25 protein-coding genes are annotated in these 20056 nt (G+C 60.3%); 9 read left to right on the top strand and 16 right to left on the bottom strand.

Annotated features, from left to right (window positions below; translation table 11 throughout):
* Positions 1-28: 28 nt before the first annotated feature.
* Entirely contained in the window at positions 29-1636 is a 1608-nt protein-coding gene (locus tag GGR20_RS07750) for a bifunctional metallophosphatase/5'-nucleotidase (protein ID WP_183310680.1), read from the bottom strand.
* A 238-nt stretch (positions 1637-1874) separates the two neighbouring features.
* Here GGR20_RS07750 and GGR20_RS07745 point away from each other — a divergent pair, with 238 nt between their 5' ends.
* The 3 genes from GGR20_RS07745 to GGR20_RS07735 all read left to right on the top strand — a co-directional run bounded on the left by GGR20_RS07745 (position 1875) and on the right by GGR20_RS07735 (position 3683).
* Positions 1875-2336 carry a GtrA family protein gene (locus GGR20_RS07745; RefSeq protein ID WP_210283118.1) on the top strand — a complete coding sequence of 154 codons (462 nt, stop codon included), beginning with the start codon at positions 1875-1877 and terminating at the stop codon, positions 2334-2336.
* Positions 2333-2968 (top strand): class I SAM-dependent methyltransferase, encoded by a 636-nt coding sequence (locus tag GGR20_RS07740; RefSeq protein ID WP_183310678.1) that lies wholly within the window; start codon positions 2333-2335, stop codon positions 2966-2968. Before GGR20_RS07745 ends, GGR20_RS07740 begins: the two co-directional genes overlap by 4 nt.
* A gap of 64 nt (positions 2969-3032) precedes the next feature.
* Positions 3033-3683: a ThuA domain-containing protein gene (locus tag GGR20_RS07735; protein WP_183310677.1), complete on the top strand. Its 651-nt coding sequence runs from the start codon at positions 3033-3035 to the stop codon at positions 3681-3683.
* A 9-nt stretch (positions 3684-3692) separates the two neighbouring features.
* On the opposite strand, the gene GGR20_RS07730 is transcribed toward GGR20_RS07735, so the two are convergent.
* Positions 3693-4331, bottom strand: coding sequence for an NrsF family protein (locus GGR20_RS07730; protein ID WP_183310676.1), 639 nt, complete (start codon positions 4329-4331; stop codon positions 3693-3695).
* Positions 4328-4852: a sigma-70 family RNA polymerase sigma factor gene (locus GGR20_RS07725; RefSeq protein ID WP_183310857.1), complete on the bottom strand. Its 525-nt coding sequence runs from the start codon at positions 4850-4852 to the stop codon at positions 4328-4330. Before GGR20_RS07725 ends, GGR20_RS07730 begins: the two co-directional genes overlap by 4 nt.
* A gap of 249 nt (positions 4853-5101) precedes the next feature.
* Between GGR20_RS07725 and GGR20_RS07720 the strand changes: the two genes are divergently transcribed.
* From GGR20_RS07720 to GGR20_RS07705, 4 genes are all read left to right on the top strand, one after another.
* Positions 5102-5953: a cytochrome b/b6 domain-containing protein gene (locus GGR20_RS07720; RefSeq protein WP_183310675.1), complete on the top strand. Its 852-nt coding sequence runs from the start codon at positions 5102-5104 to the stop codon at positions 5951-5953.
* The gene (locus tag GGR20_RS07715; protein ID WP_183310674.1) at positions 5950-6741 is read left to right on the top strand and encodes a molybdopterin-dependent oxidoreductase; all 792 of its coding nucleotides are present in this window, start codon (positions 5950-5952) and stop codon (positions 6739-6741) included. The genes GGR20_RS07720 and GGR20_RS07715 overlap by 4 nt, the downstream gene beginning before the upstream one ends.
* Positions 6742-7027: 286 nt before the next feature.
* Complete coding sequence (locus tag GGR20_RS07710) at positions 7028-8431, top strand: DEAD/DEAH box helicase (RefSeq protein WP_246349488.1); 1404 nt, start codon at positions 7028-7030, stop codon at positions 8429-8431.
* 60 nt (positions 8432-8491) lie between these two features.
* Positions 8492-9385 (top strand): 2-dehydropantoate 2-reductase, encoded by an 894-nt coding sequence (locus GGR20_RS07705; protein WP_183310672.1) that lies wholly within the window; start codon positions 8492-8494, stop codon positions 9383-9385.
* On the opposite strand, the gene GGR20_RS07700 is transcribed toward GGR20_RS07705, so the two are convergent.
* Both GGR20_RS07700 and otsB read right to left on the bottom strand, forming a co-directional pair.
* Positions 9339-10805: an alpha,alpha-trehalose-phosphate synthase (UDP-forming) gene (locus tag GGR20_RS07700; protein WP_183310671.1), complete on the bottom strand. Its 1467-nt coding sequence runs from the start codon at positions 10803-10805 to the stop codon at positions 9339-9341. The two genes, GGR20_RS07705 and GGR20_RS07700, sit on opposite strands and share 47 nt — an antisense overlap.
* 64 nt (positions 10806-10869) lie before the next feature.
* Positions 10870-11682 (bottom strand): trehalose-phosphatase, encoded by an 813-nt coding sequence (gene otsB, locus GGR20_RS07695; RefSeq protein WP_210283117.1) that lies wholly within the window; start codon positions 11680-11682, stop codon positions 10870-10872.
* A gap of 214 nt (positions 11683-11896) precedes the next feature.
* Here otsB and GGR20_RS18955 point away from each other — a divergent pair, with 214 nt between their 5' ends.
* Complete coding sequence (locus GGR20_RS18955) at positions 11897-12019, top strand: hypothetical protein (RefSeq protein ID WP_276511900.1); 123 nt, start codon at positions 11897-11899, stop codon at positions 12017-12019.
* On the opposite strand, the gene GGR20_RS07690 is transcribed toward GGR20_RS18955, so the two are convergent.
* The 11 genes from GGR20_RS07690 to GGR20_RS07640 form a co-directional block, all read right to left on the bottom strand.
* Positions 12016-12645, bottom strand: coding sequence for a nucleoside deaminase (locus tag GGR20_RS07690; RefSeq protein ID WP_420827438.1), 630 nt, complete (start codon positions 12643-12645; stop codon positions 12016-12018). The genes GGR20_RS18955 and GGR20_RS07690 overlap by 4 nt on opposite strands.
* The gene (locus GGR20_RS07685; RefSeq protein ID WP_183310669.1) at positions 12646-13413 is read right to left on the bottom strand and encodes an META domain-containing protein; all 768 of its coding nucleotides are present in this window, start codon (positions 13411-13413) and stop codon (positions 12646-12648) included. It lies immediately after the preceding gene.
* A 73-nt stretch (positions 13414-13486) separates the two neighbouring features.
* Positions 13487-13996, bottom strand: a complete 510-nt coding sequence (locus GGR20_RS07680) for an ureidoglycolate lyase (RefSeq protein WP_183310668.1) — start codon at positions 13994-13996, stop codon at positions 13487-13489.
* A gap of 3 nt (positions 13997-13999) precedes the next feature.
* Complete coding sequence (locus GGR20_RS07675) at positions 14000-14818, bottom strand: bifunctional allantoicase/(S)-ureidoglycine aminohydrolase (RefSeq protein WP_183310667.1); 819 nt, start codon at positions 14816-14818, stop codon at positions 14000-14002.
* A gap of 358 nt (positions 14819-15176) precedes the next feature.
* Positions 15177-16595: an allantoinase PuuE gene (puuE, locus tag GGR20_RS07670; protein ID WP_183310666.1), complete on the bottom strand. Its 1419-nt coding sequence runs from the start codon at positions 16593-16595 to the stop codon at positions 15177-15179.
* Between the two features lie 98 nt (positions 16596-16693).
* A complete protein-coding gene (locus tag GGR20_RS07665; RefSeq protein ID WP_183310665.1) occupies positions 16694-17122 on the bottom strand; it encodes an SRPBCC family protein in 429 nt (142 codons plus the stop codon).
* Between the two features lie 10 nt (positions 17123-17132).
* Complete coding sequence (locus GGR20_RS07660) at positions 17133-17549, bottom strand: DUF1801 domain-containing protein (protein WP_183310664.1); 417 nt, start codon at positions 17547-17549, stop codon at positions 17133-17135.
* A gap of 11 nt (positions 17550-17560) precedes the next feature.
* Positions 17561-18010 (bottom strand): DUF1801 domain-containing protein, encoded by a 450-nt coding sequence (locus GGR20_RS07655; RefSeq protein WP_183310663.1) that lies wholly within the window; start codon positions 18008-18010, stop codon positions 17561-17563.
* Positions 18003-18221, bottom strand: a complete 219-nt coding sequence (locus GGR20_RS07650) for a hypothetical protein (protein WP_183310662.1) — start codon at positions 18219-18221, stop codon at positions 18003-18005. The genes GGR20_RS07655 and GGR20_RS07650 overlap by 8 nt, the downstream gene beginning before the upstream one ends.
* On the bottom strand, positions 18218-18541 hold the full coding sequence (locus GGR20_RS07645) for an ArsR/SmtB family transcription factor (RefSeq protein WP_183310661.1): 324 nt from the start codon (positions 18539-18541) through the stop codon (positions 18218-18220). Before GGR20_RS07645 ends, GGR20_RS07650 begins: the two co-directional genes overlap by 4 nt.
* A 73-nt stretch (positions 18542-18614) precedes the next feature.
* Entirely contained in the window at positions 18615-19595 is a 981-nt protein-coding gene (locus tag GGR20_RS07640; RefSeq protein WP_183310660.1) for a LysR family transcriptional regulator, read from the bottom strand.
* A gap of 111 nt (positions 19596-19706) precedes the next feature.
* Here GGR20_RS07640 and uraH point away from each other — a divergent pair, with 111 nt between their 5' ends.
* Positions 19707-20054, top strand: coding sequence for a hydroxyisourate hydrolase (uraH, locus tag GGR20_RS07635; protein ID WP_183310659.1), 348 nt, complete (start codon positions 19707-19709; stop codon positions 20052-20054).
* Positions 20055-20056: the final 2 nt, after the last annotated feature.

The raw sequence follows: 20056 nt of genomic DNA, 5'->3' as shown, positions 1-20056 counted from the left end.
GCCCTTTCCTGTGTTCAGGCATTTAAGCCTACTCGATTACCGTGATGCGGCCATCGGTGTAGGGAGTGTATTCACCGCCGAGCCCGGCGATGTAGTCGGCCAGCACCTGCTCCAGCGGGGGGCCAAAGTCGTAGGGGTTGTCGCCCTCGGCAAAGGTACCGTAGCCGTCGCCACCGCCGCGCATGTAATTGTTGGTGACGATCGTATAGGTGGCCTCTTCGTCGATCGGCACCCACTCATCGCCTTCACCCTTGACCAGGACATCGCTGATGCGATCGCCGACCGGGTTGGCGAGGGTATAGGAGTATTTCAGACCAGCGACCTGCGGGAAACGACCGGCGCCGTTCTCGATGTCGGACACACCATTTTCCAGCGCGTCGATAACATCGGCACCGGAGATATCAACGGTGGCCAGGGTGTTGGAGAAGGGCAGAACCGTCAGCACTTCACCCATGGTGATTTCACCGGCATCGATGGACGAGCGGAGCCCGCCACCATTCTGGATGGCGATTGTCGCGCCAGAGGAAGAAGCGGCATCAAGAATAGCGTCCGCAACCAGATTGCCCATGGAACATTCGACCACACGACAGACTTCACGTGAGCCTTCGATAGCCTCGGTCGAAGTGCCGATGACTTCTTCCATCAGCGAGTTGATCGGCTCCTGAAGTTCCGCAAGGCGAGCAACGTAGCCTTCGTCAGGAGTGACCGACGCGTCCATGATGATCGGAGCGCCTTCGGCCGAGATCACGTTGCCATCGTCATCCCAGGTGACGGTGAGATCGCCGAGATACTTGGCGTAGGCGCCAGCGGTGACAACCGGCACTTCATTTCCGTCTGGGCCGTTGACCATGGTGGGGTAGGGGCCCACAGCGTTCTCATCGGTGTTGGAAAGCAGCGAGTGCGAGTGACCGCCCACCACCACGTCGACATTGGGCACGTTGGCTGCGACCCGGAGGTCCTGCGAGTAGCCAATGTGCGTCAGTGCGATGATCTTGTTCACGCCAGCCGAGGTCAGCGCTTCGGCCTGTGTAGTGAGACTGGTAATCGTGTCTTCGAATTCGACATTGTCGCCCGGAGACGAAGTTTCGTCTGTGTCTTCGGCCAGAGCGGACACAAAACCAATCTTCTCTCCTCCGATCTCGAGGACCAGGGTGCCCGGCACGCGACCGGCCAGCAGAGGTTCGTTTTCAACATTGGTGTTGCCCGAGATAATCGGGAATTTCACCGCGTCAAGCAGCTTGGCGAGCTCTTCGGGGCCGTCGTCAAACTCGTGGTTTCCCACGGCCATGACCTCGATGCCCAGATCATTGGCGAACTCGGCGATAATCTCGCTGCGGTATTGGGTGTAGAAGAGCGATCCCTGGAACTGGTCACCGGCGTCCACCAGCACGACGTTCTCGCTCTTATATTCAGCGCGTTTGTCATCGATGGCGGTTTTGAGCCGGGCAATGCCGCCAAAGCATTCGCCGGCAGCGTCGTCCTCGGCGCTGCAATTGGCATCGTATTGCGAGATCGGGGCGAACCGGGAGTGGAAGTCGTTGATGTGCAGGATATTGAGCGTGAATTCCGCGTAGGCGGCCGGAGAAAATCCGGCGCAGAGCGTGAGCGCCGTTGCGCCCAGAAGTACTTTCTTCATCCCTGATGTCCCTTGTACTTGTTGCTGTCGTCAATGTACCTGCCATCAGCCCGACGCCTGAAGGGCTGTCAGCAGTGCCATAGAACAACTAATCAGCTAATTGTGACAGTGGAAAGTGGACCTTTTGGTCAAAATTCCGGTCACAGTTTTTCGGGCGGGCGGCGGCGGACCGTAAACGCGGTTGCAAGGGTTTTTCGGTATTGCTGGACAAGCAACCTGCCTGCAGAAAGCGCCACCAATGAATGTCGCCCTGGAAAGTCTGATGCATGCGCCTCCCGAGCAGGGCGCGATGCGTCCGACCGGCGGTGGGATCGTAGTGTTCCTGATGATCGGCGCCTGTGCCGCGGCGAGCTGTGTCGTGGTCAGCACGGGTTTGATCTGGGTGTTGCCTATGGTGGAAAGCTGGCTTGTCAGCGCATTTTGCTATGCTGCATTCATCGTCCCCGTTTATCTGCTGCACCGGCGCTTCAGTTTCGGTTCCGAAGCACCGCATGGGCAGGCGCTTCCACGCTATGTCGCGGTGCAGATGATGGCTCTGGGGTTAGCCACCATGTTCAGCCTCCTGCTTCATGGCACATTTGCCCTGCCCAGTCTGCTAGCAGCAATTCTGGTCATCGCGCTGACCTCAGGGCTCAATTACCTTGTGCTGCGCGCCTGGGCTTTTAACCGTGAACGGCGGCTCGAAGCCAGGCCGGCATGAGTGTACGGTCCCGGAGCAAGCGCCTGCTCAACTCGGTGCATGGCGCTCTGATCTTCAGGCGGCGCGTTGAGGCGCTGGCGGATAGCCTTGCCATTGCCATTCCGAGCGACGCCGTTCGAGTCCTCGATGTCGGGTGTGGCGACGGGCAGGTGGCCAAAGCGCTGATGCAACGGCGGCCGGAACTGGTGATCGAAGGCGTTGATGTTCTGGTGCGCCCGGTGACGCATGTTCCTGTCATGGCCTATGACGGAGACAGGCTACCCTTTGCCGACCAGCATTTCGATTGCGTCACGATCGTGGATGTCCTGCACCATGCCAAAGAACCGGCCCGGGTGTTGGCCGAGGCCACACGGGTGGCCGCGGTGAGTGTGGTGATCAAGGATCATCTGCGCCGTGGGATATTGGCTGGACCAACGCTGCGATTGATGGATTGGGTCGGCAATCGGGGGCACGACGTGCACCTGACTTACAATTATCTCGATGCGGCTCAATGGGAGGAGCTGTTTGCGCAGGCGACCCTCAAAGAGGCGCACAGGCAAGAAGATCTGGGCCTTTATGGCCCGCCATTGCGCTGGGTATTCGAACGCCGCCTGCATTTCGTGAACAGGCTTTATCACATCAATCGCATCTGATGGGCTTTCAATACCAGCTCAGTCGGGTATTCTCCGCGCCGTTTGATTTGCAGGGGAAATGCTCATGCGCAGTGCTTTGATTGTCTACGGCGGCTGGGAAGGTCACGACCCGGAGGAGTGCGCCACCATCTACCGCCGCTGGCTGCATGAGGACGGCTATTCGGTGCGCACGGCGACCGAGACTAGTGCCTTCGCCGATCCCTCGATTGCCGATCTGTCGCTGATCATTCCGATCTACACGATGAGCAAGATCGAGAAGGAGGAGGCAGAGAACCTCGCCAATGCCGTGCGCGGTGGTGTCGGTCTCGCCGGTCATCACGGTGGAATGTCGGATGCCTTCCGCGAGTCAGTGGTCTACCAGTTCATGATCGGTGGACAATGGGTGGCGCATCCGGGCGACATTCTCGATTACACCGTCGATGTGACCAAGCCAGATGATCCGATCATGGCGGGGATCAAACCCAGTTTCCCATACACCTCCGAGCAGTATTACATGCATGTCGATCCGATGATTGATGTGCTGGCAACCACGACGTTCACCGGCGAGCATGCGCCCTGGATCGAGGGTGCCGTCGTTCCAGTGGTGTGGAAGCATCGCTACGGTCAGGGCCGCGTCTTCCATTCGACCCTGGGGCACGTCGCCAAGGAATTCGAAAACCCGAACTTCGCCACCATCATGCGCCGTGGTATCAACTGGGCAGCGCGGGACGAATAGTCCCGGTCGCTACCAGCGGAGCAAGTATCGCCCGATGATCGCGCCCAGAAGCGCGGTCAGGGCAATGCCCAGAGAATACCAGACAGCCATGAACATCATGCTGGTTTCGCCGCAATAGAAGGCGTAGGACGCTGCGCCGAAGCCTCCGGAGAGAAGGCCCGCGGCCAGACCCGCCAGTGTCGGCGAAGCGGGGGCGAAGCTGCGCATCATGCCAAGCAGCACAGCCAGCAGTGGGGCCGCTGTCAAAATTATCAGCCATGGGCAGACCAAGGCTGTTGCGCCCATCAGCACCGGCATGGCCCAGTCCGACTGCATCCAACCCAAGGTGCCGACGATCAGGGCCAGCATCGCCAGAGCGCCGGCGAAGAGCAGCGGCCAGATGCGCGACTGGTCCGGGCGGGAGAGAGCCGGTAGGGCGAGCAGCCCAAGACTACCCAGACCAATGGTATAGGCCAGTTTGCCCCAGAACATGGAGTCACCCCAGGCGCCTCCAAGAGGGCGGCCGACCACCAAGTCAAGCACTAGCGGGCCAACCAGAAGCGTGCCGATCAAACCCAGAGCCAGAGCCAGCCATAGTCGCTTCTCCAACGCTCGCGGCGCTGTCGGCTTGAGATCGGATGTCAGGCGATCGATCAGTTCATCGGTCATTTGCTGCCTCCCGCAAACCTGCGCACCAAGGATTTGAGGCCGCGGTGTATCGACACCTTTGCAGCGGTTTCACTCATACCGTGGCGAGCCGCAGCCTCGGCGATGCTAGCGCCTTCTATACGAGTTTGGCGGATGAGATCGGCGGTTCGTTCAGGCACCTGGGTCAACACTGCATCGACATCGCGGCGGTCGGCGGCGTGGGCGCTGTCGTCGAACGCAAATATGGGCGCGTCGTCGTCAAGATGAACGGTGGGCCGGATGGCGTGGCGACGGACATGATCGACAAATTTGTGATGTGCAACAGCATGCAACCAGGCCGTGAAGGGCCGGCTGCGGTCGTAGGTCGAACGTTTGGCGTGCAAGGCAAGTAAAGTTTCCTGCACTAAATCCTCCGCGTGAGAAACATGGGACGCGCTCAGGCGTCTTGCAAACCAAGGACGCAAATAGCGTGTGAGCTCGGCCAGCAGCCGGCGATAAGCGGCTGCATCGCCGTCGAGTGCGGCGAGCATCAACTCGCGCATCCGTTTCTCGGTTGCATCCGCCTGCATTGGTTCTCCATTCGCGCCGCTTGTACAGGAGGTTACACAGCAGGGGCAATAAAGCGAGCGCCGAACACGGCTGCGTGAACAGGTAACCCGATTAGCGGATGGTGCGAACAGGCGATGTGAACTGCATAAGCGCAGCAATAACATCGACGTGATAGCGACCCTCCGCTCGATACGCTACCGTTACTAGAGGCGGATATCACGCGATTGGCCCGAGGGGGGAACATGACTAAAGAAGACAAGGGCCTGCCGCCGGTCAAAGGTCCGTTGGTCTATCGCCAGTCCATCTGGACGCGGCTGACCCATTGGGTCTGGGCGATCTGTCTGTTTTTCCTGCTGCTCTCCGGCCTGCAGATTTTCAACGCCCACCCCAGCCTCTACATCGGCAAGCAATCCGGCTTCGAATTCGACAATTCAGTGCTCAGCATTGGTGCTGTCAACACGCCAGATGGGCCACGCGGGCAAACCACAATTTTCGGGCAGACCTTCGACACGACCGGCGTTCTGGGCATGAGCGGGCCGGCGGCCAATCCCAGCTTTATCGGCTTTCCCGGCGCGGTGACAATTCCCTCCTTCCGCGACCTGGCGACAGGGCGGGTCCTGCATTTCTTCTTTGGATGGATTTTTGTTGCCGCCTTGTTCATCTGGTTTCTGGCCAGTTTCATCAATGGCCATTTGCGGCGCGATATTCTGCCCAGGACCGGCGACATCACAGGCTTGCCGCGGGATGCCCTGGATCACGCGCGGCTGCGCCTACATCACGGCCGCAGCTACACGCCGCTGCAGAAGCTGAGTTATTTCGCGATCTTCTTTTTGCTGTTCCCTCTGATCATCCTGACGGGCCTGACCATGAGTCCGGGCATGGATGCGGCCTGGCCGTGGCTGCTGGATATCTTCGGGGGCCGGCAGACGGCACGCACCATCCATTTCGTTGTGATGGTGCTGCTGGTGCTGTTCTTCGTTGTCCATATCATCATGGTGCTACTGGCCGGCCCGCTCAACGAGCTGCGCTCCATGATTACCGGCTGGTATCGCACCAGCCCCGGCACGCCCAGGGAACAGGGAGACAAGCCATGAGCCGCCTGATCGTCAATCGCCGCAAGTTTCTGGTCGGCTCGGCCGCGCTGGGGTCGTCCCTGGCACTATCGGGATGCGATCAGTTCGACTTTCTCGGCCAGCGCGGCAATCCGGTGCGTCAGGCACTCGAGCAAGCCAATGTACTGACCTACCGGGCGCAGCGCGCCCTGATCGGCAATCAGGTGCTGGCGCGCGAATATGCGGAAACCGACATCCGCCAGGGTCAGCGCCCCAATGGTTCGACCGATCCCACGACGGCGGAATATATGTTCCTGAGGCAGGCCAATTTCGAACCCTATCGCCTGACCATCAAGGGCATGGTGGACAAAGAAGTCAGCTTCTCGCTGGCCGAGTTGCGCAACATGCCGGAGCGTACACAGATTACCCGGCACGATTGTGTCGAGGGCTGGAGCTGCATTGCCAAGTGGACCGGCACACCCTTGGGGCCGGTGCTCGACCAGGCCGGGGTGAAGCCGGGCGCGCGCTATTGCGTCTATCACTGCTACGACAATATCCAGCGCGGCCTGTCCGGGGACATTCTCTATTACACCAGCTCGGATCTGGTGGATGCCTATCACCCCCAGACTATCCTGTCCTATGGGCTCAATGACGAGGTCTTGCCGGTGAGCAATGGTGCACCGGTTCGCCTCAGGATCGAGCGGGCCCTTGGCTACAAGCAGCCGAAATATCTGCACACTATCGAGCTGGTCGACGACCTGTCATCCTTCGGCCGCGGCAAGGGCGGCTATTGGGAGGACAATGGCTATGACTGGTATGGCGGGATTTAAGACCCGACAGCGGCGCAGCACACCACCCATGCGCCCATCGCGCTTGCCTTTCTGAGCCAATTCCCCCATATGAACGCGACGTCACGGCGAAATGGCCGTTGATGGACTTCCCTTCTTACTCAAGCGGTGAGCGGCGAAGTCGACCCGGATACCCCAGAATGTGCGGTCCGGGTTTGAGCCAGCACCCGCGCGATAATCCCATCGCCCGATTGCAAAGTTGTTAGAAGCGCCACCCGCATTGCGGCTTGGCGCATGCGCGGTTTTGCGCAAGATGAAAGACACGAGTTTGAACGATTTTACCTCGCTCGGCCTGCCGACACTGATCACCGACAGCCTGACTGCCGGCGGCTTTACCGAGCCCACCAAAATTCAGGCCCAGGCCATTCCCAAGCTCATTGAAGGGCGGGACATGATGGGCATTGCCCAGACCGGTTCGGGCAAGACGGCGGCCTTTGGGCTGCCGATCCTGGCCGGCCTTCTTGGGTTGACCGGTCGGCCCCGGCCGATGACAACGCGCGCGCTGATCCTGGCGCCGACGCGCGAACTGGCCGTGCAGATCGAAGAGAATATTCGCAAGTTTGCGGGCTCGAAGATGAAGCTCGATACGGTTCTCGTGCTGGGTGGCGTTTCGCGCTACCACCAAGTGCAGAAGATCGCCAAGGGTGTCGATGTGGTCGTGGCCACGCCAGGCCGCCTCAAGGACTTGCTCGACGATAACAAGATCCGCCTCAACGAAACGCGCTGGCTGGTGCTGGACGAGGCCGACCGGATGCTCGATATGGGCTTTATCGCGCCGGTGCGGGCCATTGCCAAGGCCATCGGTCTTCGGCGTCAGACCATGTTATTCTCTGCCACCATGGCGGCGGAAGTCGAGGATTTGGCAAAATCTTTGCTGAAAGAGCCAATCAAGGTTGAAGCCGCACCACAGGGCTCCACGGTGGTCAAGATCGACCAGCGGGTGATCATGTCCGGCTCCAAGGCCAAGCGCGGCGTACTCAACAATCTCCTCGCCGATGAAGCTGAAGGCATGGAGCGGGTTATCGTCTTCGCCCGCACCAAACACGGCGCCGATCGGGTGGCCAAGAATCTTGCCATTGATGGACATGACGCCGCTGCCATTCACGGCAACAAGAGCCAGAATGCCCGCCAGGCTGCGCTCAAGGGCTTTGCCAGCGGCGGCGTGCGCATTCTTGTTGCAACTGATATCGCGGCGCGCGGCATTGATGTGCAAAGCATTACGCATGTGGTCAATTATGACCTGCCGGATGATCCGGAGAATTATGTGCACCGCATTGGCCGCACCGGCCGCAATGGCGCCTCAGGCATTGCCATAACGCTGTGTGATGGTACGGAAAAGTCCAAGCTGCGCGATGTCGAACGGCTGATCCGCCGAACACTTCCGGTGTCGGGCGATCTGAATCTGGTCGAAGAAGCCGCGGCGCCACGTCAGCCGCGGAGCAATGCCGGTGCACCGGGCGGTGCGCGCACCGCCCGCAACCCAAAGTCCAAGAGCCCGCGCAAGTTCAATACGCCTCGCCCGGGTGGTGAGCGCAGCAAATCGGGCGAAGGCATGCCGCAGTCTGCCCGGCCAGCAGGCAACAAGCCGGCCGGTGCCAAATCGGGCAAGCCGCGCTGGAACAAGGGTCAGCGCGACGCAGGCCGTGCCCGGCGCGCATCAGCCAGCGCGTGAAGCACATTTTGAGCAATGGGCGGCCTTCGGGCCGCCCATTGCATTTTCGAGGGGATTGCCATGACTTCCATCGCTATTGTCGGGCCGGGCGCTATCGGGGGAACCCTCGCCGCCTGGCTGGCCCAGAACGCAGACTTTGATGTTTCGGTCTGCGTTCGCACGCCGATCACCGATCTGGTGGTGGAAACGCCAGAAGGCGTGATCAAGGCCGCGCCGACAGTGCTGACCGGCCCCTCGCAGGGCGAGCCGGTGGATTGGGTTCTGGTGACGACAAAGGCCTATAGTGTCGATGCGACGGCGCCATGGCTCAAGGCATTGTGCGGGCCGACAACGCGCGTGGCGATCATCCAGAATGGGGTGGAGCACGTGAGCCTGTTTGCCCATCTGGTGCCGGCAGACCGGCTGGTCCCGGTGATGATCAATCTGCCTGCCTCGCGCAGCGCACCTGGTCGTATCGTCCAGAGCCGACATGGCATCATCGCAGTGCCCGCAGGGCAAAATGGCGAGGCGTTGGCGGAGTTATTCGCCCATACGGAAATCGAGGCGGCGACACATGCCGATTTTGTGTCCCAGCTCTGGGTCAAGCTGACCGGCAATTGTGCTGCCATTGTGCCGGCGCTGACCTTGCGGGCGACTGGTCCGGTCTGGTCCCATGACATGGAGGCCATCGTTCGCGCCTTGGCGGAAGAGTGCGCGGCTGTCGGGCGGGCAGAGGGCGCTGTGGTGCCGCAAGCTGTCGTGGACTCCACCGTCGAGAACATGCGAGCGATGAAGGAGGGCGCGATAGCCGGGTCAATTCATGCTGATCGGCTGGCGGGCAACCCCATGGAAATCGAAGCCCGCAACGGGGTTATCGTGCGGCTGGGCGAAAAACATGGCATCGCCACCCCGGCCAACCGCATGCTGGTTACACTGCTGGCGGCGTCGGGGACCCCATGGCGTTCGGAGGCGTAGCCAACTCGCTGGCTGAACCGAGATAAAGCACATCGCGCGTCGCGCTGGGTTTGTCCGGTCCACCCTGGGTCAGATGATTGAGGAAGCTCACTGCCCAATCATCGACATTGTGCTTCTGTGCGGATTTCATCAGAGCGGCCCAACGCTGCTTGCGTTCATCGAGCGGCATGTCGAGCGCCATGCGGAGGGCCTCGGATGTCTCGTCCGTATCAAAAGGATTGACCAGAAGGCCCTCTGGGAAGATTTCGGCGGCACCGGCGAAGCGTGAGAGCACCAGCACGCCAGGGTCGTCAGGGTTCTGTGATCCGACGAATTCGTGCGCCACCAGGTTCATGCCGTCGCGCAACGGCGTGACCAGGGCCACACGAGCCATGCGGTAAAGTCCGGCCAGGCTTGGCTGACCATAGGCGCGCTTGACATAGGTGAGGGGCTGCCAGTCGGGCTCGGCGAAATGCCCCATGACCCGGCCGCACATGGCGTCCAGCGTATCGCTGGTTTCCTGATATTCCTTGATACTGTCACGCGACGGCGGAGCCACCTGGAGCAGGTGTACGGATCGGCGCAGCCGAGCATTATTGGCGAGCAGTTTTTCATAGGCTTCAACGCGTTGCGGCAGACCTTTGGAATAGTCGAGCCGGTCGACGCCCAGGATCAGCCGCTGATCGCCCAAAACTCGCTTCATGCGGTTCACCATCTTGGTGGCGGCGGGACTGACGGAGAGCCTGGCAAAGGCATCCGGGTCCGAACCGATGGGGAAAGCGTCTACCTCGGTGCGGCTGAAATCGATCGCCTGCACCTTGTGGCCGCCAAACGTGGAGGGCGCCTGATGCTCCGCAAATTCGGTGAACGCGACAACGTCGCGCTTGGCCTGCATGCCGACCAGATCATAGCGCGACAGGTCGCGCATCAGTTCTTCATGGTGCGGAATGGCATAGAGCGCATCGGTCGTGGGGAAGGGAATATGCAGATAGAAGCCCATGCGGTTGCGCGCGCCGAGCTGGCGCAATTCAGAGGCGAGCGGGATCAGGTGATAGTCGTGCACCCAGACCACGTCATCGGGCTTGAGCAGCGGCAGCAGCGCTTTGGCGAATTGCTGGTTCACCCGGCGATAGCCCTCGTACCAGTGGCTTTCGATCGTTGCCAGATCAAGGCGCAGATGGAAGCTGGGCCAGAGAATGGAGTTCGAGAACCCCGCATAATAGGCGTGATGATCCTCACGGCTGAGGTCGATCTGTGCGACCTTGAGGCCATCGATATCCTCGATGCGGGCGTCGCGGGCGGGCTGCTCCGTCAGCTTGCCAGACCAGCCGAACCAGAAGCCCTCCCTTTCGCTCAGTACCTTGCGCAGCGCGACGGCAAGCCCACCGGCGGCGGGACCCTTGCCGGGCGTACGGTTCGATACAATGACGATGCGGCTCATGTGGCTGGTGCCTCCGTGTCTGGTTGAACATATATGTTTGCCGGCATGACCGGCGGTCGGCAGATCAGTGTGCAGTCGTGTCCGCCAGAATCGGCGATTCGTCCGCGAGATTGGCTGTTGCGTGCGGCTGCGCCACGATCTGGGTTAGGCCCTCAAGCAACGCATATACAGAAGCAACGTCGGCGATACGCATGCGCGCAATCGTCTTGCCCGGCCCAAGCTTGATGCCGATGCCGCCAAGGTCCTGTGCGGCCCGAAAGGCATCTTCATCGGTTGTGTCGTCGCCGATGAAGATCGGCGTGCGACCGGCAAAGGGTTCTTCTTGCATGTAGGCTTTAAGGGCACTGCCCTTGTCGATGCCGGCGGGACGCGCCTCAAGGACCATCTTGCCCGGGACGAGGGTGAATTCAGGATGTGTGCCGATAGCCGCCTGCATGGCGAGAAGGCAGTCTTCTTCCAACTCCGGTGCCTGGCGGAAATGTAGCGCAACGGCGCCGTCCTTGGGCTCCAGGATCAATTCGGGATGCTCTTCGAGCAACGGCCTCAAAGCGTCGGCAATGGCTTGGGCGGCACCGCTGATATTGGCATCGAGTTCAAGTAGCGTACCATCGGCCCGGCGGCGCTGGGCGCCGTGGGCGCCGGCAACTGGCAGGTGCAGAGGAGAGAGAAAGCGGTCGATATCTGCAATCTCACGTCCGGTAATCACGGCGAATGCATGATTGAAGTCGCGGGCAGTCCGTTCCAACTGATCCGCCAAATCGGCGGGCACGTCCACAGCGTCAGGCGTTTCTGCGATTTCAACCAGCGTGCCGTCGAAATCGGTGAAAATGGCGAGCATCGGTGCCGCGCCGCCAGACTGTGCAATCAGTTCGGACATGGCTACCCCTTTGGTTACATTGATAGTTACAGCTTGCAACGCGCGGGGGGGCAAAAAGTTCGGGCCACATGGCTGGTATGCGCCCGGTGGGATTTATGAATGACACATTAATAGTGCATTGGTCCTGCGTTCAAAGCCGCATGCGTAGAAGGAATCAGAAAGCGGGAAGGGCCGAGCCCGGCCCGCCAAGAGAATAATGAGGGGCCCTTACACCATGTCACAGCTTTTACTTACCGCGCTGTTCGCCTTGTCGATCAGCTTTCTGACCTTTGCGGCCTCCTTTGCGGAGGCTCCGCGTAGCGAATTCATGCCGGCGGTCGCCGTAGGTCTCGACTAGGCCAGCGGGATGCCCTTGCTGCCCTTGTGCTTTTGATAGTCATCGGACAATTCGGCGTAGAGGGCGTTAAGATCGTCGATGCGCGCCGAAAGTGCCTCACGATTGCTGCGGGATAGCCCGGCGATCATGTCCTGCAGGCCATGGCTGGTCCAGAAGTCGTTGCTGCGATTGTAAAGATCGCGTCCCGGAGACACGATGCCGGTCTCGGGTTCGGGCACCGCGTAGACAGATTTAAGAATCTGGATGTCGTAAGGAATGGCGAAGCTGTCGCGGCTGTCCTGATGGCTGAACAGATAGTAGAAATTGTCAAATCCCGACCAGGTTATGCCTGAAAGGCAAAGCGAGCAGGGCTCGTGGGATGACAGGAACAGACAGTCGCTGGTGGCCGGCCGCTGATTGGTGGGCAGTTCAAAGAAACGCTTGATGGCGTGCATTTCACCATGCCAGAGCGGATTTTCGATTTCGTTGTTGGTTTCTGCCACGATCACCGAAAGATCGGATTTCTTCAGGATGGCCGCGCCGAACAACTTGTTGCCGCGCGCAACACCTTTGGCGGTAACAGGCGCAATGTCCTGCTCGATGACGTCGAGCAGGCGCGAAATCAGTTCAGCAGTCTCCAACCCGATCTACTCCGTGGTGCGCACAAGCCCGATGAGCGGTACACCGGCTGCATCGAGCAGCCGCAATCCTTGTTCATCGAGTTCATAGGACGCTACGGCGGACAGTGCTGTGAAATAGGCGGTCTCTTCGTTCATCAAGTCTGGCGCGCAAGCCATGCGGGTTGCGGCGGCAGGACCGAAGGTCAGTGCCTGAGCTTCGGTGCTGGCCTCAGTGAAGTAATTGTTGCACCCGCCGAACCCACCAGCGCGATGGTCCGGGGCAATCGACAGGGTCGGTGGCCGCAGTGCGGCTACCGGTCGTCCGCCAATGCTTGTGACTGTCCAGAGCGTTTCGAAGAGGTCGGACGGGGTGGCGGGAATAGGCGGCTCCGGGCTGGGCGGCTGGGGCGGGGTCCGATAGACCATGATAGCGGTTGGCGCGGTGGCGCCGATGGTCACCGGCACGGGATCGGGTGTGCGAAACAGGACCTGGCCGGCGCTGGAAATCTCGGCGAGCAATCCATAGGCGCCGCTGCTCTCTCCGATTTGCGAATGCACATTGAGTGCAAAGCCGATCGGCACCTGACCCTTGGCTGGAATGCCCGCTGAAGCGCCCACAACCGGGGCCATCGTGGACAGGTCAACCAGCGTAACGCGGAGCCAGGCGTCCGCCGGCAGTGCGATGCGTTCGCGATAGGTCACGGTGCCATTGAGTGTGGTCGCGGCCATGACCGGCGCTGACAGAACCAACATCAGCAGCATTGCTGCGGCCTGAATCAGCCTTGAAAGATGCATTTCTGCCTCCGTCCCTTTGCTCCACAAACTACAGCAAGCCGCTGACGGTTGCGAGACAAGGACGCTTTCTAGGTTACCCTGGGCGATCCGCTACTATGGTCCAGGGATGCTTGAAGTGATGCTCTTCGAGATTATTGCCCTCGCCACCGCGATCAACGACGAGGAATTCGCTGGTCTTCTCAAGGGGCGTGAGGACGCCGTGCCAAACATTGATGGCAATGTTGACGCCCTGTCCCGCAGCGGGACGGAAAGCGCGCAGACGCGTCGGCTCGCCACGATTGTCCTGGGCGACAATCACCAGCCAGGGGTGGGTGGATAAAGGGAAGAACGCCTGACTTCCCAGGGGGTGCCGCTCCATCATCAACAAGTCGAGCGGCAAGGCGTATGGGCGCCCGCGAAATATCGAGATCAGGGGGCGGGCCTTGTCCCCCTCCAGTTCAATTCGGGCCAGGTCGTGAAAGCGCTCAGTCATGCCCAGATTGATCGGATAATGATCGGCATTCTCGGTCTGGATAACCTGGCCGAACGGCGCGAAAGCCTCGGTGGTGAGGGGTTCTGTGAAGATCGTGTTGTCGGCAGGCATGGCTCAAAACGGCAGTTTGGCGTGGCGGTTGACGTCCTTGTAGAGCAGGTAGCGGAACCGCTCGGGACCGGCATAGCAGGCTTGGGGACAGAAGGCGCGCAGCCACATGAAGTCGCCTGCTTCCACTTCCACCCAGTCGCGATTGAGCCGATAGACCGCCTTGCCTTCGAGCACGTAGAGGCCGTGCTCCATCACATGGGTTTCCTCGAAGGGAATGACGGCGCCGGGTTCAAGCGTGACGATATTGACGTGCATATCGTGCCGGACGTCATCGGGTTCGACAAAGCGGGTGGTGCCCCAGCGCTCATTGGTGTCGGGCATCCAGCGGATCGGCTGGTCCTTGTCGCTGGAGACGAAGGCTTCTGGCGCGGCGATGCCTTCGACCGCTTCATAGCGCTTGCGTACCCAGTGAAAGCGCACCGCTTCGGTGGATTTGTTCACAAGGTTCCAGGCGCAGCCGGGGGGTAGAAACGCATAACTGCCCGCTTCGAGCAAATGGGTCTTGTCTTCGATCGTGACGGTCACCTGTCCAGCGACCACGAATAGCACGCCTTCGGCTTCGGGATTGTCTTCTGGTCGTTCACTTCCGCCGCCGGGCAACACTTCCACAATGTATTGCGAGAAGGTTTCGGCAAAGCCGCTCATGGGGCGGGCGATGACCCAGAGCCGCGTGTCGCGCCAATGGGGCAAGCAGGAGGTGACAATGTCGCGCATCACGCCGCGCGGGATGAAGGCGTAGGCCTCTGAGAAGGTGGCGCGGCCGGTATGCAGGTCCATCTGACTAGGCAGACCGGCACTTGGAAAGGCGTAGGAAGAGACCATGACTCGTTTCGAATTGTGTCGTGCTGGGTCGAGCTTAGAGGTTTGCGCTGGCCGAGGCTATGGGGCAGGGCCTCAGGCGTCGACACTATGTTTCAGTTTGCCCAACATCGCGGCGGCATAGGCCGCATGGCCCGATCTAACGCTCGTGAATGGCGTGGACGGGCAGAGCGTTGAGATGGTTCCAGCGTTCTCGTCCTCGCCTCTCAGCGACCACCCGCCTGGCCTCGTCAAATGCGCGTAGATGTTGCTACCCGTGCAGCGGTCGATTTCCGGGATGAGGTCGCACAAAGACCATGACGGCCGGATGGTTTTTCAATCCGGCCGGTATTGTTCATCTACTGCGCCAGGACTCGACCTTCTAGGGCAGGATGGCCTTTAAACGCAGCAGCGCAATGCGCTCGACCTGCGCGCAGGCCGCAGCGAATTCCTCGGCGGCTGTATTGGCGATGCGTTTCTCGAAGTTGTCCATAATGGATTGCTTGTTGTGATCCCGGACGGCGATGATGAACGGGAAGCCGAATTTTTCGACATAGGCAGTGTTGAGCGTGGTGAACCTGTCGCGTTCCTCGTCGGTCAGAGCGTCGAGGCCTGCCGAGGCCTGCTCGGCGGTGGACTCGGCGGTCAGGCGCTTGGCGGCGGCAAGCTTGCCGGCAAGGTCTGGGTGGGCCTTGAGGACCGCAAGGCGCTCTTCGGGCGTGGCCATGCGGAACTGCGTCCGCAAGGCAAAGTGCAGGCCGATGGCCGTATCATTGGCCGGCCCCATTTCAGCTTCCCAGGCGCGCTCGGCAATCCAGGGTGAGTGTTCGAAGATTGACCCGTAGCGGGCAATGAACTCAGCGCGATCGAGTTGGCTGGGGATCACTTCGGGTGCCTTATAGGGGTGCTCCCTGGCCCAGTGACGGGCGATGTCGAGGCGGGTGGGGACCCAGACCCTGTCGAAGCCCTTGATGTAGTCGACGAACTTTTTGAGGCCCTGATAGCGGCCTGGTTGGCCGACCAGGCGGCAATGCAGGCCGATTGACATCATCTTGGGTGATCCGGCCTGGCCTTCGGCGTAGAGACAGTCGAAGCTGTCCTTGAGGAAGGTGAAATATTCCTCGCCATTGTCGAAGCCCGGCGCGGTGACAAAGCGCATGTCGTTGGCGCTGAGCGTATAGGGAATGATGAGCTGCGGCTTGCCGCCGATCACCTTCCAATAGGGGAGGTCATCGTCATAGGTGTCCGAGATATAGGCAAAACCGCCATGGTCCGCCACCAGGTCAACCGTGTTGAGGCTGGAGCGGCCAGTGTACCAGCCAAGTGGGCGCGAGCCGGTGGCAATTGTGTGCAGGCGCACCGCTTCGGCGATCTGGGCGCTTTCTTCGGCGGCCGGCATGTCCTTGTGTTGGACCCATTTCAGGCCATGGCTGGCGATTTCCCACCCGGCTTCCTGCATGGCCGCGAGCTGCGCGGGCGCACGCATCAGAGCCGTCGCGACACCATAGATGGTCAGGGGCAGGTTCGCCTCGGTGAACAGGCGATGCAGCCGCCAGAAGCCGGCTCGGGCGCCATATTCATACATGGATTCCACATTGGCATGGCGCTGGTCGGGCCAGGGTGCTGCGCCCAGGACGTCGACCAGGAAAGCCTCCGAAGCGTCGTCGCCATGGAGGATATTGTTCTCCCCACCTTCCTCATAATTCAGGACGAACTGCACCGCGACATGGGCACCGCCGGGCCAATTGGCATGGGGCGGGGTTTGGCCGTAGCCATGCATGTCGCGGGGATATCGGTTCATGGATGAGTCTCTTCTGCGTCAGGCGGGAGGCCCAATGGTAAGCAGAAGCGCCGCCCCTGCGCTAGACGGAAGCGGCGCCTGTATCCATGACGGGGCGTTCAGCCCCCACGTGCGGAAACTGTTTCGAGTTGCTCCAGAAACTGCTTCCAGCCGGCATGGGCGCCGCCATAGGCCTGCTTCTGCTCCGGGCGGAAACCAGACTGCTCCACGCGCAGATGCGTGCCGGTATCAGTTGGTGTGAGGGTGTAGGTGACCACGCTTTTGAGGGCATAAAGCGGATCGTCATTATGGTGATCCCACGCGTAGGACAGGGAGCGCTCCGGATCGATGGAAATCACTTCGCAGTCCAGCACGCCGCCCCATTCGCCCCGCAGTTTGAACTTGTGGCCCACCTTGAGATCGAAATCATTGTCCATCAGCCATTCCGAGATCAGGTGTGATTGGGTCAATGCTTTCCAGATTTTGGCAGGCGGCTGGGGAATATCGCGCTCGACAATGACGGAGCGGGTTTGTGTGGCAGTGGTCATGCGGGAGATCCTATTTCCGGGCGCGTTTAGTGGCGGCATTGGCCGTTGCGGCGCCCTGGATCAGGGCCTTGAACGCGGTTTCGTTGATGGCTTCACCTTCAAAGAAATCGATGGCACGGCGGACCTTGCCTTCGAGGCTGGAATTGAACAGGTGATCGGGATCTTCCAGTGAGGCGCCCTTGGAGAACGTGGACTTCACCGCCGCCTTGTAAACCTCGCCGGTGCACAGGATCCCGTTATGCGACCAAACGGGCTTGCCCCATTTCCACTCTTCCTCCACGTCGGGCAGGGCTTCGTGGATCAGCTTGCGAATATGGGCCAGTTTGTCGCCCCGCCAATCGGGGAGGTCGGCGATGCGCTTGTCGATCAGTTCAGTTGGGGTGGCGCCGGTGGCCAGATCAGCGGCACTATTCTTGGAAAATGCCATCGTTCCGCTCCTCACAGTTTCTCGCCAGGCAACTTGCTGGCCTGCTTTACCCAATCGGCGAACGGGTCTTCATCCAGCGCATCGTTCTCGTAGATGTCGAGATAGCGCACCTTGGCCTGTTTCGAAGTGCCGGGAGGCATTGGGCGCAGTTCGGCGCCGTTGTGGAAAGCGACCTTCACGTATTTGGTCATGCAGTGGTAGCTGACAAAGTAGATGTCTTGCTCCAAGCCGTAAAAGGGCGTGTTCCATTTGACGGCCTTATGAATGCCGGGCACGGTCTTTTCGATGATGGCATCCAGTTTGCGACCGACATCGCTCTGCCAGCCCGGCATGGCCGCGATGTATTTCTGTACCACTTCGTTGCCATAGCCCTTGGCAATCTGAGGGTTGCCGCCGGAGAGCCTGACGATGCCGTCAGGCCCGGGCTTGAGCGGCGGGCGCCTGGGCTTTCCCTCAGGCATGGTTCAGGCCGGCGCGGCGACGCGCGTAGTGCTGGACGAACATAAACAGGCCCGAGAACAGCAGGAGAAAAAGCGGCAGGAGCGGCGAAAACGTCACGAGCGGCGGCACGCCAGCCTGCCCCAGAAAGCCGATGGCAACAAAATTGGCGATGACCGTCAGGGTAAAAACAATCGAGGTCCAGCGGTGAAAGGCACGAATAAAGCGCGTCATTGATCTATCCTCGTGAGCAAATTTTCCAAGGCATCGAGCCGCGACTCCCAGAAGCCGGTCATTTCCTTGGTCCAGTCCATCAGCGGCGTGAGTGCCTGGACTTGAGCCGAATAATGGGTCTGTCGGCCTGCGCGGCGATCACGCACCAGCCCGGCCTGCTTGAGTACAGCCAAATGTTTCGAAACGGTCGGCTGTGCGACGCCGGCGAATCCGGTCAGCGTGCCGACCGTCTGTTCGCCTTGCCTGCAGAGCTGTTCGAAAATGGCGCGCCTGGTGGGGTCGGCCAGCGATCGAAACAGAACGTCCTGATGGTTGTTCATTGCAATCCATTCATAAATGGCTATGGATTGAACCAATAGCCTTTTGGCTATGAATGTCAACCCTCGCATGCATTCAGATGGCGCCGGGGAGCGATAGGTCCTCAAAGAAGCTCTTGGCGTGTTCGAAGAAAATCGCCGGTGCAAGGTGGAGGGCGCTGCCTGAGCGTACCAATATTCCGAAGCGGTTGGTTGGCAGTCCGCCATCGTGCAGCGGGCGGAAGACGAGGCGCCCCGCTGCGATCTCGTTCTGGGCCCCAATCGGCGTCATGATCGAGGCATAGTGGCCGCCCAGGGCCAGTTCGACCAGCAGGCGGATTGAGTTCACTTCGACCAAAGGCGGGGTGATGTTGGCCGAGGAGCGTAGAAAGGGTTCAATCACCTCACGGATCGATATTTCCGGTTTGCCGACGGCAAGGGGATGCTCGAGGCACTGCGCCATTGTCAGATTCCGGAGGCCTGCCAGGGGATGATCGGGAGACATCACGGCGCCGATGGAGACATCCCGGCGAAAAGCCACGTCCACCTGCCGGGGCGGCTTGGCGATGAAGCCAAAACCAATGTCGATACGCTCCTCGACCAGGCGTTCGACAACTTCGCTCGAGGAGATAATGGAGACATCGAGATTGAGGCGTGGGTAGCGCTTGCCGAAATCGCTGATGAGCTGGGGCAAGAAGGACAGGCCGACGCTTTCGGCTGCGGCGATCCGCACCGATCCGGCACGGACACCGCGCAGCAACTCAATTTCCGACACGGCCGCTTCCATGGGCGCGGCAAGACGACGTGAATGGCGAAACAGAATTTCGCCGGCGGGAGAGAGCCGCAGGCGCCGCTTTTCGCGCAGGAACAGTTCGATGCCCAAAGCGTCTTCAAGTTGCGCCACCTGACGGGTGACGGCCGATGAGGCAATATTGAGCCGCCGCGCTGCTTCGCGGATGGACAGATGGGTGGCAACGGCGTTGAAATAGATCAGCGATGGCTGGTGGAACACCCGTGCCAGCAGTCCTGCTGACAAAGCGTGCTCACGTGGTCTTTCGGGTGGGATGCGCGGTGCCATGCCGGTGTCCTCTTGTTGCCAGACCGGCAGCATATTGCTTCCAATTTGAGAGTATCAAGAGCAAGTGCCCGTGCTATTGTGCCTTTCGGGGAACGAATACGGAGCAGCAAAATGGGCGGAGCGCTCACCACCCATGTCCTGGACACCATGCATGGCAGGCCGGCGCGCGGCATGCGGCTGGAACTGCACTATGTACATGGAGACCACACGCATCACCTGCTCGACAGCTACACCAATGAAGACGGGCGGGTGGATCAGCCATTGCTGGGCGAAGAATTCCAGCATGGCGAATATGAGATCCGCTTCCATGTGGGGCAGTATTTCGAGAGAATCGGCGTCGGCCCCGAAACTCCGTTTCTCGATATTGTGCCGATCCGCTTCACGATTTCTGAAGACAAGCATTATCACGTGCCGCTGCTGGTGAGCCCCTTTGCCTATTCCACCTATCGGGGGAGCTGAAC

Origin of the sequence: Devosia subaequoris (assembly GCF_014197055.1) — a bacterium.
GTDB lineage: Bacteria > Pseudomonadota > Alphaproteobacteria > Rhizobiales > Devosiaceae > Devosia > Devosia subaequoris.
This window is presented reverse-complemented; position numbering and strand designations above follow the sequence as displayed.

Coding starts and splice junctions, on each gene's coding strand:
- GGR20_RS07750 (WP_183310680.1), bottom strand. CDS start 1,636: ATGAAGAAAGTACTTCTGGGCGCAACGGCGCTCACGCTCTGCGCCGGA.
- GGR20_RS07745 (WP_210283118.1), top strand. CDS start 1,875: ATGAATGTCGCCCTGGAAAGTCTGATGCATGCGCCTCCCGAGCAGGGC.
- GGR20_RS07740 (WP_183310678.1), top strand. CDS start 2,333: ATGAGTGTACGGTCCCGGAGCAAGCGCCTGCTCAACTCGGTGCATGGC.
- GGR20_RS07735 (WP_183310677.1), top strand. CDS start 3,033: ATGCGCAGTGCTTTGATTGTCTACGGCGGCTGGGAAGGTCACGACCCG.
- GGR20_RS07730 (WP_183310676.1), bottom strand. CDS start 4,331: ATGACCGATGAACTGATCGATCGCCTGACATCCGATCTCAAGCCGACA.
- GGR20_RS07725 (WP_183310857.1), bottom strand. CDS start 4,852: ATGCGCGAGTTGATGCTCGCCGCACTCGACGGCGATGCAGCCGCTTAT.
- GGR20_RS07720 (WP_183310675.1), top strand. CDS start 5,102: ATGACTAAAGAAGACAAGGGCCTGCCGCCGGTCAAAGGTCCGTTGGTC.
- GGR20_RS07715 (WP_183310674.1), top strand. CDS start 5,950: ATGAGCCGCCTGATCGTCAATCGCCGCAAGTTTCTGGTCGGCTCGGCC.
- GGR20_RS07705 (WP_183310672.1), top strand. CDS start 8,492: ATGACTTCCATCGCTATTGTCGGGCCGGGCGCTATCGGGGGAACCCTC.
- GGR20_RS07700 (WP_183310671.1), bottom strand. CDS start 10,805: ATGAGCCGCATCGTCATTGTATCGAACCGTACGCCCGGCAAGGGTCCC.
- otsB (WP_210283117.1), bottom strand. CDS start 11,682: ATGTCCGAACTGATTGCACAGTCTGGCGGCGCGGCACCGATGCTCGCC.
- GGR20_RS18955 (WP_276511900.1), top strand. CDS start 11,897: ATGTCACAGCTTTTACTTACCGCGCTGTTCGCCTTGTCGATCAGCTTT.
- GGR20_RS07685 (WP_183310669.1), bottom strand. CDS start 13,413: ATGCATCTTTCAAGGCTGATTCAGGCCGCAGCAATGCTGCTGATGTTG.
- GGR20_RS07680 (WP_183310668.1), bottom strand. CDS start 13,996: ATGCCTGCCGACAACACGATCTTCACAGAACCCCTCACCACCGAGGCT.
- GGR20_RS07675 (WP_183310667.1), bottom strand. CDS start 14,818: ATGGTCTCTTCCTACGCCTTTCCAAGTGCCGGTCTGCCTAGTCAGATG.
- puuE (WP_183310666.1), bottom strand. CDS start 16,595: ATGAACCGATATCCCCGCGACATGCATGGCTACGGCCAAACCCCGCCC.
- GGR20_RS07665 (WP_183310665.1), bottom strand. CDS start 17,122: ATGACCACTGCCACACAAACCCGCTCCGTCATTGTCGAGCGCGATATT.
- GGR20_RS07660 (WP_183310664.1), bottom strand. CDS start 17,549: ATGGCATTTTCCAAGAATAGTGCCGCTGATCTGGCCACCGGCGCCACC.
- GGR20_RS07655 (WP_183310663.1), bottom strand. CDS start 18,010: ATGCCTGAGGGAAAGCCCAGGCGCCCGCCGCTCAAGCCCGGGCCTGAC.
- GGR20_RS07650 (WP_183310662.1), bottom strand. CDS start 18,221: ATGACGCGCTTTATTCGTGCCTTTCACCGCTGGACCTCGATTGTTTTT.
- GGR20_RS07645 (WP_183310661.1), bottom strand. CDS start 18,541: ATGAACAACCATCAGGACGTTCTGTTTCGATCGCTGGCCGACCCCACC.
- GGR20_RS07640 (WP_183310660.1), bottom strand. CDS start 19,595: ATGGCACCGCGCATCCCACCCGAAAGACCACGTGAGCACGCTTTGTCA.
- uraH (WP_183310659.1), top strand. CDS start 19,707: ATGGGCGGAGCGCTCACCACCCATGTCCTGGACACCATGCATGGCAGG.